This is a genomic window from Dankookia sp. GCM10030260 (assembly GCF_042666655.1).
Taxonomy (GTDB): Bacteria; Pseudomonadota; Alphaproteobacteria; order Acetobacterales; family Acetobacteraceae; genus Paracraurococcus.
In genome coordinates, this window is the sequence record NZ_JBHTDE010000008.1 from 206,488 (window position 1) to 220,462 (window position 13,975).

Consider the following 13,975-nt stretch of genomic DNA (forward strand, 5'->3'; position numbering starts at 1 on the left):
AGTGGGCGACTACCGCGGCGGGCTGACCGCGTGCTCGCGCAGGCTGGCGCCGGTCACCGGATCCACCTCGCGCAGCAGCACGTCGTAGCTCCAGAGGCTGGCGAGGTGGCGCAGCACCTGGCGCGCCTCCTGTTCCTCCAGCAGGCGGCCGGCGGTGACCCGGTGTTCCAGGATCAGCTTGCGGTCGCCGCCGAGGTCGACGTCCACCACCTGGATGTCGGGGTCCGACCAGGCCGGGTCATACTGCTTGGCCAGGGCACGGCGGAGGCGGCGGTAGCCGCGCTCGTCGTGCATGGCGTCGACCCGCAGCACCGGCTGGGCGCTGTCGTCCACCAGGTGGAAGAGCTTCAGCTTGCGCATCAGGTGCGGGCTGAGGAATTGCAGGATGAAGGACTCGTCGCGGAATTCGGCCCAGCCGTGCCGCAGCACCGGCATCGGGTCGCCGCAGCCGGCGAAGTCGGGGAACCATTCGCGGTCCTCCTCGGTGGGCTCGCGGCAGATGCGCTCGATATCCTCCATCATCGCGAATCCCAGCGCATAGGGGTTGATCCCCGAATAGCGCTGGTCGTCGAAATCCGGCTGCATGATGACCGAGGAGTGGGAGTGCAGCACCTCCAGCCAATGGCCATCGGACAGGCGCCCCTGCGCGTGCAGCCGGCCGAGGATGCGGTGGTGGGTATAGGTGGCGCAGCCCTCGTTCATCATCTTGGTCTGGCGCTGCGGGTAGAAATACTGCGCCACGTTGCGGACGATGCGGAGGATCTCGCGCTGCCAGGGGGCCAGGCGCGGGGCCGATTTCTCCAGGAAGTAGAGCACGTTCTCCTGCGGCAATTGCAGCAGGGTACGGCGCCGCTCCTCCTCGCCCTTGGCCGCGGGCGTGCTGGCCTTCTCCGGCAGGGTGGACCAGAGCACGTTGAACATCTGCTCGTCATGCGCCCGCCGCTCGCGCTCGCGCTTCTGCTCGCTCATCAGGTCGGGGGCACGGCGGCGGTGGCGGTGGACGCCATAGTTCATCAGCGCATGCGCCGAGTCGAGGACGCGCTCGACCGCCGCCTCGCCATGCTGCTCCTCGCAGCCTTGCACATAGGCCTTGGCGAATTCGAGGTAGTCGAGGATGCCCTTGGCATCGGTCCACTGCTTGAACAGCTCGTTGTTCTTGAAGAAGTGGTTGTGGCCGAAGGCGGCGTGGGCGATCACCAGCGCCTGCAGGGTGGTGGTGTTCTCCTCCATGACGTAGGAGACGCAGGGGTCGGAGTTGATGACGATCTCATAGGCCAGCCCACGCAACCCCTTGCGGTAGAGCGCCTCGTGCTGGGCGAAATGCTTGCCGAAGGACCAGTGCCGGTAGAACAGCGGCAGGCCGGTGCTGGCATAGGCGTCCAGCATCTGCTCGGCGCTGATCACCTCGATCCGGTTGGGGTACCAGCTGAGGCCGAGCTCGTCGCGCGCGATCTCCTCGCAGGCATCGTGGATCCGCATCAGGGTGTCGAAGTCCCAGTCGGACCCCTGGTAGAGCAGCCGGTCCTCGGGTCTGGTGATGACGTTCATGCGGACGCCCCCTCGGTCACGCCACGCTTGGCGAAGAGCTCACGGAACACCGGGAAGATCTCCCGCCGGTGGCGCACCTTCTTCATCGCCAGCGGCGCCCCGGCATTCACCAGCGCCTCGTAGGTGCGCCAGAGATCGGTCGGGCCGCGCGGGAAGCCGGGGATGCCGTGCTCGCCCTCCCGGCCCACCTCGATATAGGCATAGTACTGGCAGGCCGGCAGGATGGTATCGACCAGCAGCCGGGCGGTCTTCTGGCTGTCGCCGGCGGCGTTGTCGCCGTCCGAGGCCTGCGCCGCGTAGATGTTCCACTCGGCCGGCGGGAAGCGGTCGGCGACCACCTTCCGCATCTCCTCGAGCGCGGTCGAGACCAGCGTGCCGCCGGTCTCCCGGCTGTGGAAGAAAGTCTCCTCGTCGACCTCCGACGCTTCATGCGTGTGGCGGATGAAGACCAGCTCCACATGCTTGTAGCGCCGCTGCAGGAACAAGTAGAGCAGCGTGTAGAATCGCTTCGCCAGGTCCTTCATGTCCTCGGTCATCGAGCCCGAGACATCCATCAGGCAGAACATCACCGCCTGGGCGACCGGGCGGGGAGAGGGCTCGAAGCGCCGGTAGCGGACGTCGATCGGGTCGATATAGGGGATGCGGCGGGCGCGCAGCAGCTGACGCTCCAGCTCGGCCCGCAGGGCGAGGACGCGCTCGGCGTGTTCGGGCTGGCCTTCCAGCAGGGCGATCTCCGCCTCCAGCGCCTCGACCTCCGCCGGCTTCGGCCGCTTGAGCGCGATCCGCCGCGACAGGCTGTTCCGCATGGTGCGGGGGAGGGAGAGGTTGGAGGGCGAGCCGGTGCTGGAATAGCCGGCGCGGTGCCAGACCGGGTCGGCGCCGTCGACCAGGCGGCGCTTGGCCATGTCGGGCAGTTCGAGGTCGTCGAGGAAGAGGGCGAGGAATTCCTCCCGGCTCAGGACGAAGCGGAAGGTGTCCTCGCCGCTGCCGTCGGGGGCGCCTTCCGAGCCGCCGCCGCCGCTCCCGCCGGGCGGCCGCTGGATCTCGTCGCCTTCCCGGTATTCCTTGTTCCCCGGCAGCACATGGTCCCGCGTGCCGCCCTGGCCGAGATGGAAGGAAGGCTCGCGGATGCCGTGCAGAGGGATGCTGACCTCCCCGCCCGCATCGGCCGAGCGGATGTCGCGCTTGGCCGAGGCGTCGCGCACCGCTTCCTGCACCAGGGATTTGGCCCGGCGCAGGAAGCGTTGCCGGTTGGGAAGGCTTCTGCCGCTGGGATTGAGGCGGCGATCCAGGATCTGCATGCAGTCGCGTGCCTTCCGGGTTGCGCGGCTAGCCGGCCTGCTTCACGCGCATGTACCATTCGACCAGCCGGCGGACCTGGCGCTCAGTATACCCGCGCGCGGTCATCCGGGCCACGAATTCGCCGTGCTTCTTCTCCGACTCGCCATCCTTCTTGGAGCCGAAGCTGATCACCGGCAGCAGGTCCTCGACCTGGCTGAACATGCGCCGCTCGATCACTTCGCGGATCTTTTCGTAGCTGGTCCAGGAAGGGTTCTTGCCGCCGCGGTTCGCCCGGGCCCGGAGGGCGAATTTCACCACCTCGTTGCGGAAGTCCTTCGGGTTGGCGATGCCGGCCGGCTTCTCGACCTTGGTCAACTCCTGGTTGAGAATCTCCCGGTTCATCATCTGGCCGGTGTCGGGATCCTTGAAGTCGAGGTCCTCGACCCAGGCATCGGCATAGGAGACGTAGCGGTCGAACAGGTTCTGGCCGTAGTCGTTGTAGGATTCCAGGTAGGCCTTCTGGATCTCGTTGCCGATGAACTCGGCATAGCGCGGGGCCAGCTCGCCCTTGATGAATTCGAGGTAGCGCTTCTCGGTCTCGTCCGGCATCTGCTCGCGCCGGATGGCCTGTTCCAGCACGTACATCAGGTGCACCGGGTCGGCGGCGATCTCGGTCGTGTCGTAGTTGAAGGTCGCCGCCAGGATCTTGAAGGCGAAGCGGGTGGAGGCGCCGTCCATGCCTTCATCGGGCCCGGCCGCGTCGCGGTATTCCTGCATGTTCTTGGCGCGCGGGTCGGTCTCCTTCAGGCTCTCGCCGTCATAGACCCGCATCTTGGCGTAGATGTTGGAGTTCTCGTGCTTGCGCAGGCGGGTCAGCACGCTGAACCGTGCCAGCATCTCGAGCGTCGAGGGCGCGCAGGGGTTGGCAGCGAGCTCCGAGCTGCGCACCAGCTTCTCGTAGATCCGCTGCTCCTCGGTCACCCGCAGGCAGTAGGGCACCTTGATGACGTAGATGCGGTCGATGAAGGCTTCGTTGTTCTTGTTGTTCTTGAAGGCCTGCCACTCGGACTCGTTCGAGTGGGCCATGATGATGCCCTGGAAGGGGATGGCGCCGATGTTCTCGGTGCCGATGTAGTTGCCCTCCTGCGTCGCGGTCAGCAGCGGGTGCAGCATCTTGATCGGCGCCTTGAACATCTCGACGAATTCGAGGATGCCCTGGTTGGCGCGGTTCAGCCCGCCGGAGAAGCTGTAGGCGTCGGGGTCGTTCTGGCCGTACATCTCCAGCTTGCGGATGTCGACCTTGCCGACGAGCGAGGAGATGTCCTGGTTGTTCTCGTCGCCCGGCTCGGTCTTGGCGACGGCGATCTGCCGCAGCCGGGAGGGATGGACCTTGACCACCCGGAACTTCGAGATGTCGCCGCCGAACTCGTCCAGCCGCTTCAGCGCCCAGGGGCTCATCAGCCCGTTGAGGCGCCGGCGCGGGATGTTGTAGCGGTCCTCCAGCATCGCCCCGAGGCGCTCGGGGTCGAACAGGCCGAGCGGGCTCTCATAGACCGGGCTGATCTGGTCGCCGGCCTTGAGCACGTAGATCGGCTCCAGCTCCATCAGCGCCTTCAGGCGCTCGGCCAGCGAGGACTTGCCGCCGCCGACCGGGCCGAGCAGGTAGACGATCTGCTTGCGTTCCTCCAGCCCCTGCGCGGCATGGCGGAAGAAGCCGACGATCCGCTCGATCGTGTCCTCCATCCCGTAGAATTCGGAGAAGGCGGGGTAGATGCGGATCGTCCGGTTGAGGAAGATGCGGCCGAGCCTGGTGTCCTTGGCGGTATCCACCACCTCCGGATCGCCGATCGCCTTGAGGATGCGTTCGGGTGCACTGGCATAGTGGCCCGGATCGGTCCGGCACCCTTCTAGGAATTCGGCAATCGACATGTCCGATTCCTTGCGGGCCTCATAGGCCCGTGCGTAATCGGCGAAGATGTCCTGCATGGTGTCCATCGGCGGCCCCTGGAAGCACTGCCCTGCGTGCGCAACGCCGCTAGCATGGGCTTTGGCATGGCCGAGTGCGGTAAACTTTTATTGCTGCGGCGCACCGCCGGCGTGTAGAGTGCAAATCACGGCAGGGGGAGGCGGCCCGCGCGAAGGCGCAGGACCGGCCGGTCCCGCATGACAATCAAATCATGACCGCCCAGCCCTAGCATTCGGGGCAATAGCACAGGGTGGTCGCTTGTCTGCCGGTTCATGGTTGTGACGGAAAGCGACTTGGCCATGTTTCAGGCAAGCACTGCCTGTCGCGGCAGCGTCTCGCGTCTCTGTCACATTTCCTAACATACGGCGGCGGCGGCAGGCCGCCGCCCGGCCGGTCGGCCGCGGCGGCGAATCCCCGCATTGCCGGCCCCAAGCATGGGCCGGCATCAATGACGCAAAGATTAAAGCGTCCCATCGGTTCCCGCTGCGCGCCGGCGCACAGCGGCGGGGATGGCGAATTCCTGCCCAAGGCCTGGGCAGGCGCCGGTCGGCTCAGTCGTCCGAATTGGCCGGGCTGCCGGCCAGCACGCCGCCGTCGATGATCATGTGCTGCCCGGTCATGAAGCTGCCCGCGGCACTGGCCAGGAAGACCGCCGCGCCGGCGATCTCGTCGGGCTCGCCGATTCGCTTCAAGGGCGTGTCGCGGGTCCGCTTCTTGTAGTTCACCGGGTCCTCCCACAGGGCGCGGGCGAAGTCGGTCCGCACCAGGCCGGGGGCGATGCAGTTCACCCGGATGTTCTTCGGCCCCCATTCGCAGGCCAGGTTCCGCGCCAGCTGCAGGTCGGCCGCCTTGGTGATGGCATAGGCGCCGAGGTTGACCGAGCCCTTGAAGCCACCGATCGAGGAGACGATCACCACCGACCCGCCGCCGCGCGATTCCATGCTGGGGATGCACATGTGGGACAGCCACATGTTCGACTTCACGTTGGTCGCCATCATCTTGTCGAAGATGTCGTCGGCGATCCCCATCGCCGGGCCGAAATGCGGGTTGATCGCGGCGTTGCAGACCAGGATGTCCACCCCGCCCCACTTGGCGATGGTGGCATCGGCCAGCGCCTGGAGCTCCGGCTTGCGGCCGATGTTGCAGGCGAAGGCCATGGCCTCGCCGCCCTTCGCGGCGATGCCGTCGACCACCACCTGGCAGGCATCGAGCTTGCGGGAGGAGACGACCACCTTGGCGCCGTGCTGCGCCAGGCGCTCGGCGATGGCGCGGCCGATGCCGCGGCTGCCGCCGGTGACGATGGCGACCTTGCCGGTCAGGTCGAACAGGGTCGGCTCGGGCATGGCGTGGTTTTCCTCCGTTGGTTTTATCCCGGCGGAGTCTCCGCAGCCGGTCGCCGCCGCGTCAACCCGCGCCGGGGCGATTTATCGCGCCCGCTGCGCTAGGCTGGGGCCAAGCCGCCAAGGAGACGCCCGCATGACCGACCCCAGCCTCGCTTTGCCGCATGCCGTGCCGCTCGAGGGCGCCTCCAACCTGCGCGACCTCGGCGGCTGGCCGGTGGCGGATGGCAGGCGGGTCAGGCGCGGGCTGGTCTACCGCTCCGCGACGCTCGCCAACCTGACCGAGTCCGACCAGGCGCTGGTCGCGGGCTTGGGCATCCGCACCGTCTGCGACCTGCGCGGGGTGAACGAGGCGGCGCTGCGGCCCTCCCGCCTGCCGCCCTCGGCCGAGCGCGTCCACCTGCCGATCGAGCCCTCGGTCGGTGCGTCCCTCCGCGACCTGATGCTGCGGGAGGAATCGACCGGGGAGGATGTCGTCTCCCTGCTGCGGCGGGCCTATGTCGATTACCTGGCGCGGTTCCTCGACGTCTATCGCGGGCTGTTCGGGCTGCTGCTGGACCAGCGCCGGCAGGCGGTGCTGTTCCATTGCTCGGCCGGCAAGGACCGCACCGGGGTGGGCGCGGCGCTGGTGCTGACGGCGCTGGGCGCGACGCGGGAGACGGTGGTGGCCGACTACCAAGCGACGGACCGGATCTGGCGGCGCGACCATTCGCTGCCCGAAGGGACGCCGGCCGGGCTGGCGAATGCACTGCTCTCGACCCACGCGGTGCTGCTGGAGGAGACGCTGGACCGGGCGATCGCCGCGCATGGCGGGCTGGACGGGTTGCTGGAGCGGGGGCTCGGCCTCGATGCGCCGCGCCTGGCCGCGCTGCGTGCCGGCTATCTGGAATAGCCGCTCGCGCCGGTCCACGCCTTGCACCGCCCCACCGAGATCAGGAGCACCCACGACATGACCCTTGCCATGAGCTGGGACGAATGGGCCAGCCACGACGCGACGGCGCTCGCCGCCCGGGTCCGTGCCGGTGAGGTGACGCCGGCCGAGCTCGCCGCCCAGGCCGCCGCCGGCATCGCCCGCACCGACCCGGTGCTGAGCGCCGTGGTCGAGGTCTTCGCTGACGTCGTCGCCGACCCGCTGGCCGACGGCATGGACCCCGCCGGCCCCTTCGCCGGCGTGCCCTATCTGATGAAGGACCTCGGCCCCACCCTGAAGGGGCGGCTGCAGGAGATGGGCTCGCTTCTGATGCGGGGAAACCGCGCCACGGCGGACAGCTATCTCTCGGGGCGCATCCGCCGGGCCGGGCTGAACGTCATCGGCCGCAGCACCACGCCGGAATTCGGCTGCTGCAGCGCCGCCGACAACCCGGCGGTCTATGTCACCCGCAACCCCTGGGACACCGGCCATACCACCAACGGCTCCTCCGCCGGCACCGCGGCGATGGTCGCCGCCGGCGCCTTGCCGATCAGCCACGCGACCGATGGCGGCGGGTCGATCCGCATCCCGGCCGGGGCCTGCGGCAATATCGGGCTGAAGGTCTCCCGCGGGGTCTTCTCGATCGCCCCGGCGGCGTCGGACCTGACCGGGCTGGTCTCGATCCAGGGCTGCCAGACCCGGAGCGTGCGCGACACCGCGCTGTTCGTCGACAGCTGCCGCGGCGGCGCGCCGGGCGAGTTCATGCCCTTCTGGGCGCCGGCCGAGCCCTACAGCGACCTCATCCGGCGCGACCCGCTGCGGCTGCGCATCGCGCTGTCGCACGAATGGGGCGACTACCGCGCGACGCCGCACCTGGTGGCGGAACTGGAGAAGGCCGGGCGCTTCCTCGAAGGCCTCGGCCACCGGGTGGACTGGGCGCTGCCCGCGGTCGATTTCCGCGCCGCCTTCGCCGCGCAGACCGATTGCTACATCGGCAATTTCGCGCAGGTCGTGAACAACCTGATCGCCGCCCGCGGGCTGGACCGGCCGCCCGCCGAGCTGGTCGAGCCGATCAACATCCGCATCTGGGAGGAAGGCCGGCGCTTCTCCTTCACCGACCGGGCGCGGATGCAGGCGGCCTTCAACGCCACCTCGCGGGCCTTCGGCGCCTTCTTCGAGGACTGGGACATCATCCTCACGCCCGTCACCGCGCTGCCGACGCCGAAGCTCGGCACGACGGAGTACCTGACGATCAGCGACAACCCGTCCGTGCGCGACTGGTTTGGCAATCTCTGGCGGCAATTCGCCTATACGCCGCTGGCCAATCTCTGCGGCATCCCGGCGATCTCGCTGCCGATGGGGCGGCAGGAGAACGGGCTGCCGCTGGGCATCCAGGCCCAGGCAAGGCAGGCGCAGGACGGGTTGCTGCTGCAACTGGCGGCGCAGGTGGAGCGGGCGCTGGGCGGGGCGTGGAACGAGGGGCGGCGGCCGGGCGTGCATGTGGCGGGGTAGGGAAAGCTGGAGGAGAAGGTATTCCCCCCAACTCCCTCATCTATTTTTCCGGATCGGCACTCGCCGCACGGTGGGTGTCGGACCGCAATAATTCGACGCCAATTCGTAGAATGAAGACGGCTTACCTCCCAGGTCTGTCTTTCCTTGCAAGGCGGGTAAGCAGATTATTATTCCAATGCACGCCAATAGCACGGGACAAGAGGGCACTATTACTTCGAATGCGCTCGTTCAAGCCGGACTGCCGAAATATCAAGTTCCAACCTTCGAAACTCGCTATATCGCGATCATGAATACATGGTTGGTGATGGTAAACCCATCGCTCTTCGCCGACTGGAACTCGATCGACTTTCGCGGAAATCCTTGAGGGAGGTCCGAGGCATGGACGGATTTCGCGTTCGGGTCACGGTCTCTTGGCCCATCTGGGCGGGGGGATACCCGACGCCCGAGGCGGTCATCGGCGACATCAAAGAAAACAAGTCGCTGCTTGAAGCGCTATTGAATTCAGCCGCTTATCAATACGCAACCCATAGCGATCTTGGCAGAATTAGTGTAGAAGTAAATAAATTTGAAATCGGTGACTATAATCCAATGTGGCGCAATAAAGAACATGGGCTAGACCGACCGAATAACACCATCATACTTTGGCTTGAGTTCAATATGGTCGATAATTCCCGCGAACGGAACCAGACCGATTTGACGTCTCTGTTTCACCAAACGCGAGGAGTCATCCGGTGGTTTTTCACCCGCAAACAGGGTGGCGCGAACGCCTACGACGTTGACATGGCATGGGGGCGGGGTTCCTGGCGCGCGGGCGAGGATGGCCTGATTGAACTCAGCCCAGCAGCAAGAAAAACGCCCGATGAAACAGAGCGACCGCAGGCTCTGGTCACAAAGCCACACGGGCAGCCTGAAAGCACGAGCCACGGACTCTCTCCTCTGCAAAAATACTTGCTGGATCAGGCGACCTATCACGCGGCAAAAGCGACGATAGCGTCAGTGCGCAAAATAGAATGGGTTTTTGCAGGAGTCTTGCTGATATTTTTGTATATTTTTTTTGTTTTCAATCCAAGAAAAGGAAGTTTTCAATTAGACGATTTAATTTTATCATTAATAGCATTAAGCACCGCAATAATTTTTCTCTACGAGTCCTGGTCCGAGAGGGTCTATGCGCGGGCAGCATCGGCGGCGGCCCAAGAGCTCGACGAATTTCTCAAACCTGGTCGGCCCGCTTCTACGCCAGCACGGGATGGCATGTGGCAGGCGACGGACGAGACCCGCGGTTGAGGCAACACCCATGAATCGGCCAACGAAGGAAGCGTCGGAAAGGTTGATCGACCTTGGCCCTCTCGAAGATCCCAACTCCGAAGGCACCCGACCCGGGGGGGTCGGACTTCCGACGGTCATCGAGCGGATTGTTCCCATTGATCCACTTGCGCGTTTCGGATCGGCTTATCTGAAGCGCATGGCATCGCCGCTCCGGGCATTCGCCGCAGCCAAAGCCTTGATGCTCGCCAGTTTCGCCGGGATGCAGGTCGCGGGTCAACTCGACTTCGTAGGCGCCGCCGGCCAAGCGGTTACCCGAATAGTCCTCACCGACCCGTCGCTGGGCCAGATGATGGTCTGTGCAGGGACGGTCGTCCTCCTGGCCGGCGCGAATCTCGTCGCCTTCGTGCGTTTTCAAAAGGGCATCGAGCAAAGGCGCGACGCATATTTGCGGTTGGCCGCGACGCCGGGCCTTTCGCCGTGCCTGATCAGCAAAATCATCGAAAAAGCCGATGCTTGACGTAACCTCCATCCGTCATGCGACAGGAGCTTGGGAGGGACGCTTCTTTCCTCCCCGACTTCGCCCTAGGGCCGCATCCCATGCGCCCGCATCCCCGGCTCCAGCACCCGCTCCGCCAGCCCCGAGAACTCGCAGAGCAGCCGCCGCGTCTGCCGCGGATCGATGATCTCCTCCACCCAGAAGGCCTCCGCCGTCCGCAGCGGGCTCCGCAGCAGCTGCAGCCGCGCGTCGATCCCGGCCAGCGTCGCGCCGCGGTCCTCGGCGGCGTCGAGCTCGGCCCGGTAGGCCGCCTCGATCCCGCCCTCCAGCGGCAGCGACCCCCAGCGCGCCGAGGGCCAGGCATGCCGCACCGAGAAGCGGCTGGCCGGCTGGTGCACCACCCCGGCGACGCCGAAGGCGTTGCGGAGGATGACGGTGCACCACGGCACGGTGGACTGGTTCACCGCCGCCATCGCCCGCACCCCCCAGCGGATGGTGGCGCGCTGCTCGGCCTCGAGCCCGATCATGAAGCCGGGGCAGTCCATCAGGTAGACCACCGGCAGGTGGAAGGTCTCCGCCAGGTCGACGAAGCGGACCACCTTGGCGCAGGCATCCGCCGTCCAGGACCCGGCATAGAACATCGGGTCGCCCGCCAGCACCGCGACCGGCAGCCCGTTCAGCCGGGCCAGGCAGGTGATGACGGAGCGGCCGAAATACCGCCCCATCTCGAAGACCGAGCCGCGGTCCATCAGCCCCTCGACGATCGGCCGCATCTTGTAGGGCTGGCGGATGTTGCGCGGGATGACGCCCAGCCAGGCTTCATCCGTGCGGTTGGGGTCATCCTCGCTCGGCAGCCGCCTGGGCAGTTCCCAGACATGGCCCGGCAGGTAGGACAGGAACCGCCGCGCCGCGGCGAAGGCCTCCTCCTCGGACTCGACGGCATGGTCCACCGCGCCCGCCTTGCACTGGATCTCCCAGCCGCCCAGCTCGGACTTCGACAGGTTGTTGCCCATCGCATTCACCACCGGCGGCCCGGCGACGAACATCGCGCTGGTCTCCTTCGTCATCACCGAGAAATGCGTCGCCGCCAGCCGCGCCGCGCCCAGGCCCGCGACCGAGCCGAGGCCGAGGCCCACCACCGGCACGCGCGAGAGGTTGTCGCCCGTCAGGTGGTACATCGCCTGGCCGCCGATGCCGCCCGGCAGGTTGGCCCGGCCCGTCGTCTCGATCGTCTTGACCGACCCGCCGCCGCCCGAGCCCTCGATGATGCGGATGATCGGCAGGCGGAGGTCGGCCGCCATCCGTTCCGCCATGATCGGCTTTTCCTTGATGGTGGCGTCGGCGCTGCCGCCGCGGACGGTGAAGTCGTCCCCCACCACCACCACCGGCCGCCCGTCCACCAGGCCGCGGCCCATGACGCAGTTGGAGGGGGTGAAGTCGGCGAGCTTGCCGTCCGGGCCGTACTTCGCCTTGCCGGCGATCGCGCCCACCTCGTGGAACGACCCCGGGTCCAGCATCCCGGCCACCCGTTCCCGCACCGTGAGCCTGCCGCCGTCGTGCTGGCGCTTGACCTTGTCGGGCCCGCCCATCGCCTCCGCCATGGCCTGCCGGCGGGCGAGGTCGTCCAGTTCGGGCTGCCAGCTCATCCATTTCGCTCCCATGTATCGGGCGGCCTGCCGGTCCCTCCCGCGGGGCGGGAGGGGCAGGACGCCTGCTTTGCCGGCATTCCAGCATGCGGTGGCGCGGCGCGGTAGCCGGGCCTATCCTCGTCCCAACCGCGGAGGAAGATCCCAATGCCCGACCCCACCATGGCCGCCCCGGAAGCCTGCATCGTCGGCTGGGCCCACACGCCCTTCGGCCGCTCGGAAGCGCCCGACATCGAGACCCTGCTGGCCCAGGTCGGCCGCGCCGCGATCGAGGATGCCGGCATCTCCCCCGCCGACATCGATGCCGGCTTCGTCGGCGTCTTCGGCGAGGGCTTCACCAACCAGGGCTTCCCCAGCTCGCTGATCCTGCAGTCGGTCCCCGAGCTGCGCTTCAAGCCGATCACCCGCTACGAGAATGCCTGCGCCACCGGGACCGCTGCGATCCACGGCGCGCTCGACTTCCTCGCGGCGAAGCGCGGCCGCTTCGCCCTGGTGCTGGGCGCCGAGAAGATGACCGCGACGCCCGGCGCCCAGGTCGGCGAGATCCTGCTCAACGCCAGCTACCGCAAGACCGAGCAGGACATCCAGGGCGGCTTCGCCGGCGTCTTCGGCCGCATCGCCGAGGCCTATTTCCAGCGGCACGGCGACCAGTCGGATGCCCTCGCCGCCATCGCCGCGAAAAACCACAAGAACGGCGTCGACAACCCCTGGGCGCAGATGCGCAAGGACCTCGGCTTCGCCTTCTGCCGCGCCGAGAGCGAGAAGAACCCCTTCGTCGCCCCGCCGCTGAAGCGCACCGACTGCTCCCTGGTGTCGGACGGCGCCGCCGCCCTCATCCTGACCGATGCCGAGACGGCCAAGGCCATGCAGAAGGCCGTCCGCTTCCGCGCCGCCGTGCAGGTCAACGACTTCCTGCCCATCGCCGCCCGCGACATCATCCGCTTCGAGGGCCCGCAGCTGGCCTGGAAGCAGGCGCTGGACCAGGCCGGGCTCGGCGCCGTCACCGACCTCTCCTTCGTCGAGACGCATGACTGCTTCACCATCGCCGAGCTGCTGGAATACGAGGCGATGGGCCTGGCGAAGGAAGGGCAGGGGGCGCGCGCCATCCTCGACGGCGTCACCGCAGCCGACGGCCGCCTGCCGGTCAACCGCTCCGGCGGGCTGAAGTCGAAGGGCCACCCGATCGGCGCCACGGGGATCTCGATGCATGTGCTGACGGCGATGCAGCTGACCGGTACCGCGGGGGCGATGCAGCTGCCCAAGGCCGATATCGGCGGCATCTTCAACATGGGCGGGGCGGCGGTCGCCAACTACGTGTCGATCCTCGAACGCGCCTGAGGCCGGGGAGGGCCTTGCCCTTCCCGGACCCCACCCATCAAAGGCCGGTTGGGCGTAAACGCCCAACCCGACGGAAACCTTGGGTTTGCCCATGACCGACAGCGTGCTTTGGGTCTACGTCACCGCCGGCGATGCGGAGGAGGCGACCGCGATCGGCCGCGCGCTGGTGCGCGAACGGCTGGCCGCCTGCGTCAACATCCTGCCCGGCCACACCGCCATCTACCGCGACGACGTGGTGCTGCGCGAGGCGGAGGAAGTCGCCTTCGTCGCCAAGACGACCGCGGCGCGGTTCGAGCCGCTGCGCGCCCGCATCCGCGCGCTGCACAGCTACGACCTGCCCGCCATCCTGGCGCTGCCCGCCGCGGAGGGCGACGCGGAGTTCCTCGACTGGGTCCGTGCCCGGGTTGCGCCGCAGGAATAGCCTCCGGCGGGACCTGCCGGGGCGTCGGGCGGGCCGCTGAGGGGCCGTGCCCCTGCCACCCGACAGGCCCACGGAAGCAAAGGGGCAAAGCGGAGGTTTTCCGCTGCCTTTTCCCTTGCTTTTCTTCCTATATTCCTGCTTTGTTCCGGCTCCTGCCGCCAGGGACCCAGCCCATGCGCCGCCGCCGCCCCCGTTCCCGCCCCTTCGACCCCGGCATCCCGCCGGAGATCCTGCCGCCCGATTTCGTCGCC

12 protein-coding genes are annotated in these 13,975 nt (G+C 67.4%); 7 read left to right on the top strand and 5 right to left on the bottom strand.

Features of this window, described 5'->3' with window-relative positions; genetic code table 11:
- Positions 1-9: 9 nt before the first annotated feature.
- The 4 genes from ACFQS7_RS22480 to ACFQS7_RS22495 form a co-directional block, all read right to left on the bottom strand.
- Positions 10-1,548, bottom strand: coding sequence for a SpoVR family protein (locus tag ACFQS7_RS22480; RefSeq protein ID WP_380069374.1), 1,539 nt, complete (start codon positions 1,546-1,548; stop codon positions 10-12).
- The gene (locus ACFQS7_RS22485; protein WP_380069375.1) at positions 1,545-2,849 is read right to left on the bottom strand and encodes a YeaH/YhbH family protein; all 1,305 of its coding nucleotides are present in this window, start codon (positions 2,847-2,849) and stop codon (positions 1,545-1,547) included. The genes ACFQS7_RS22480 and ACFQS7_RS22485 overlap by 4 nt, the downstream gene beginning before the upstream one ends.
- 28 nt (positions 2,850-2,877) lie before the next feature.
- On the bottom strand, positions 2,878-4,824 hold the full coding sequence (locus ACFQS7_RS22490; RefSeq protein WP_380069376.1) for a PrkA family serine protein kinase: 1,947 nt from the start codon (positions 4,822-4,824) through the stop codon (positions 2,878-2,880).
- Between the two features lie 522 nt (positions 4,825-5,346).
- On the bottom strand, positions 5,347-6,138 hold the full coding sequence (locus ACFQS7_RS22495) for an SDR family NAD(P)-dependent oxidoreductase (RefSeq protein WP_380069377.1): 792 nt from the start codon (positions 6,136-6,138) through the stop codon (positions 5,347-5,349).
- Positions 6,139-6,271: 133 nt separating this feature from the next.
- Between ACFQS7_RS22495 and ACFQS7_RS22500 the strand changes: the two genes are divergently transcribed.
- The 5 genes from ACFQS7_RS22500 (at position 6,272) to ACFQS7_RS22520 (ending at position 10,340) form a co-directional block, all read left to right on the top strand.
- A complete protein-coding gene (locus ACFQS7_RS22500) occupies positions 6,272-7,027 on the top strand; it encodes a tyrosine-protein phosphatase (RefSeq protein ID WP_380069378.1) in 756 nt (251 codons plus the stop codon).
- Positions 7,028-7,084: 57 nt separating this feature from the next.
- Complete coding sequence (locus tag ACFQS7_RS22505; RefSeq protein WP_380069379.1) at positions 7,085-8,557, top strand: amidase; 1,473 nt, start codon at positions 7,085-7,087, stop codon at positions 8,555-8,557.
- A gap of 175 nt (positions 8,558-8,732) precedes the next feature.
- Positions 8,733-8,921, top strand: coding sequence for a hypothetical protein (locus ACFQS7_RS22510; RefSeq protein ID WP_380069380.1), 189 nt, complete (start codon positions 8,733-8,735; stop codon positions 8,919-8,921).
- A 14-nt stretch (positions 8,922-8,935) separates the two neighbouring features.
- A complete protein-coding gene (locus tag ACFQS7_RS22515) occupies positions 8,936-9,841 on the top strand; it encodes a hypothetical protein (RefSeq protein WP_380069381.1) in 906 nt (301 codons plus the stop codon).
- Between the two features lie 43 nt (positions 9,842-9,884).
- Positions 9,885-10,340, top strand: a complete 456-nt coding sequence (locus ACFQS7_RS22520) for a hypothetical protein (RefSeq protein ID WP_380069382.1) — start codon at positions 9,885-9,887, stop codon at positions 10,338-10,340.
- A gap of 65 nt (positions 10,341-10,405) precedes the next feature.
- On the opposite strand, the gene ACFQS7_RS22525 is transcribed toward ACFQS7_RS22520, so the two are convergent.
- The gene (locus ACFQS7_RS22525; RefSeq protein WP_380069383.1) at positions 10,406-11,965 is read right to left on the bottom strand and encodes an acyl-CoA carboxylase subunit beta; all 1,560 of its coding nucleotides are present in this window, start codon (positions 11,963-11,965) and stop codon (positions 10,406-10,408) included.
- A gap of 147 nt (positions 11,966-12,112) precedes the next feature.
- Between ACFQS7_RS22525 and ACFQS7_RS22530 the strand changes: the two genes are divergently transcribed.
- Together ACFQS7_RS22530 and cutA are read left to right on the top strand one after the other, a co-directional pair.
- Positions 12,113-13,303: an acetyl-CoA acetyltransferase gene (locus ACFQS7_RS22530; RefSeq protein ID WP_380069384.1), complete on the top strand. Its 1,191-nt coding sequence runs from the start codon at positions 12,113-12,115 to the stop codon at positions 13,301-13,303.
- Positions 13,304-13,394: 91 nt separating this feature from the next.
- Positions 13,395-13,724 (top strand): divalent-cation tolerance protein CutA, encoded by a 330-nt coding sequence (gene cutA / locus ACFQS7_RS22535; protein ID WP_380069385.1) that lies wholly within the window; start codon positions 13,395-13,397, stop codon positions 13,722-13,724.
- The last annotated feature ends 251 nt before the right edge of the window (positions 13,725-13,975 follow it).

What these genes read in the sequence shown, in the direction of transcription:
- ACFQS7_RS22505 (WP_380069379.1), top strand. Translation starts at nt 7,085, where the DNA reads ATGACCCTTGCCATGAGCTGGGACGAATGGGCCAGCCACGACGCGACG.
- ACFQS7_RS22510 (WP_380069380.1), top strand. Translation starts at nt 8,733, where the DNA reads ATGCACGCCAATAGCACGGGACAAGAGGGCACTATTACTTCGAATGCG.
- ACFQS7_RS22480 (WP_380069374.1), bottom strand. Translation starts at nt 1,548, where the DNA reads ATGAACGTCATCACCAGACCCGAGGACCGGCTGCTCTACCAGGGGTCC.
- ACFQS7_RS22530 (WP_380069384.1), top strand. Translation starts at nt 12,113, where the DNA reads ATGCCCGACCCCACCATGGCCGCCCCGGAAGCCTGCATCGTCGGCTGG.
- ACFQS7_RS22515 (WP_380069381.1), top strand. Translation starts at nt 8,936, where the DNA reads ATGGACGGATTTCGCGTTCGGGTCACGGTCTCTTGGCCCATCTGGGCG.
- ACFQS7_RS22490 (WP_380069376.1), bottom strand. Translation starts at nt 4,824, where the DNA reads ATGGACACCATGCAGGACATCTTCGCCGATTACGCACGGGCCTATGAG.
- cutA (WP_380069385.1), top strand. Translation starts at nt 13,395, where the DNA reads ATGACCGACAGCGTGCTTTGGGTCTACGTCACCGCCGGCGATGCGGAG.
- ACFQS7_RS22525 (WP_380069383.1), bottom strand. Translation starts at nt 11,965, where the DNA reads ATGAGCTGGCAGCCCGAACTGGACGACCTCGCCCGCCGGCAGGCCATG.
- ACFQS7_RS22500 (WP_380069378.1), top strand. Translation starts at nt 6,272, where the DNA reads ATGACCGACCCCAGCCTCGCTTTGCCGCATGCCGTGCCGCTCGAGGGC.
- ACFQS7_RS22495 (WP_380069377.1), bottom strand. Translation starts at nt 6,138, where the DNA reads ATGCCCGAGCCGACCCTGTTCGACCTGACCGGCAAGGTCGCCATCGTC.
- ACFQS7_RS22485 (WP_380069375.1), bottom strand. Translation starts at nt 2,849, where the DNA reads ATGCAGATCCTGGATCGCCGCCTCAATCCCAGCGGCAGAAGCCTTCCC.